This window comes from Mycobacterium angelicum, from assembly GCF_002086155.1.
Classification (GTDB): domain Bacteria; phylum Actinomycetota; class Actinomycetes; order Mycobacteriales; family Mycobacteriaceae; genus Mycobacterium; species Mycobacterium angelicum.
Genome location: NZ_MVHE01000449.1, coordinates 1 through 239, shown reverse-complemented (window position 1 = coordinate 239; position 239 = coordinate 1). Strand labels below are relative to the sequence as shown.

Here is a 239-nt window from a genome sequence, read left to right as displayed (position 1 = left end):
CCAGCTCGGTGGCGATCTCGGCGACGCGAGCCTCGAGCCGCTCGAACGGCACCGCCTCGTTGATCAGCTCGGCTTCGGCGGCCTGCACACCGGTCAGCGGCCGGCCCGTCAGCGAGTGCCATTTGACCTTGGCAAGGCTGAGTCGATACAGCCACATCCCGGTCAAATAGGCTCCCCACATGCGGCTATACGGGGTCCCGATCACGGCGTCCTCGCTGGCGATCACAATGTCGGCACAC

General features: G+C 66.1%; 1 pseudogene. It reads right to left on the bottom strand.

Going from position 1 to position 239, the window contains the following annotated elements:
- Positions 1 to 239: pseudogene (locus BST12_RS30215) on the bottom strand (crotonase/enoyl-CoA hydratase family protein); the annotation flags it as partial.